This is a genomic window from Akkermansia sp. 54_46 (assembly GCF_001917295.1).
Taxonomy (GTDB): Bacteria; Verrucomicrobiota; Verrucomicrobiia; order Verrucomicrobiales; family Akkermansiaceae; genus Akkermansia; species Akkermansia muciniphila.
The window spans coordinates 94865-95740 of record NZ_MNUD01000028.1 but is presented as its reverse complement, the minus strand read 5'-3'; the positions used below and the strand labels follow the sequence as shown (position 1 = coordinate 95740).

The window sequence follows — 876 nt, the reverse complement described above, 5'->3', positions numbered from 1 at the left end:
CGAAATAGCAGCAATATTGAAATGCTCAAGCAGGAACTTGATGTCCATGTTTCCATATATAAAGAATATGATTTTTAGCAAAATATTATACTTTTTCTTATCTCCGGTCGTATTTTTCTCATCTTGCCATCAAGGAGGGGTACCGGTGATACAGCCTCCGCAGCCAATACCCGTTTACGATATGGAAAAGCTTCCCAAGAATTCGATATATATTAAGGCAGAGGAAAGAATAATGAACTTATCGCTGCAACAGAAGCAGCAATTGGCGAGTTATATCATTCATTCTGCGAATTGGGAGAAAATGTTAAAGAAAGAATTCAAACAAGTCCGCAGCGGACGGTATCCGGAAATGCTGTCCATGGTACATCAGGATGACGATAGTTATTTAAATAGAGTTATTATTCCATATATCCGCTTATCGATTAAAGATAAAGATATTTTATCTTTGCTTCAAAACAATGCATACGGAGAGGCCATTTTAAGCAGGGCGGATATTTTTGACTTGGCAGCGGAAAATTATATAGAACATTTCCCAGATGATAAAAATGGGTGGGATTTTTTATGGTTTTATATGAACATGCAAGAAGAAGAGGCTCCCTATTGTGAAATGATCAAAAAGATTATTATGAAAAGACATCTCAACCGATTCAGCTACGGGAAGAAAATACTGGAAATGCTCGGCAACTCTCCTTTTAGAAGAAATGATGGACGTTGTCTATAATTCTACTGAAACTACCTGCAGGTGGCGGAGTGCGACTTGACCGGGGAAACGCCGGTACTTGTGCGCAGCTACCTCTGGGACCCCTCGGAACCTCAGGCCACGCGCGTCCTGGCCATGACGCGCTGGGAGGCGAACGGGACGCAGGTGAAGGAGCA

General features: G+C 41.8%; 1 protein-coding gene. It reads left to right on the top strand.

Annotated elements, in window-relative coordinates; translation table 11 throughout:
* A partial coding sequence (locus tag BHW66_RS05195) for a hypothetical protein (RefSeq protein WP_286688941.1) occupies positions 1-721 on the top strand: 721 nt, incomplete at its 5' end.
* Between the last annotated feature and the right edge of the window lie 155 nt (positions 722-876).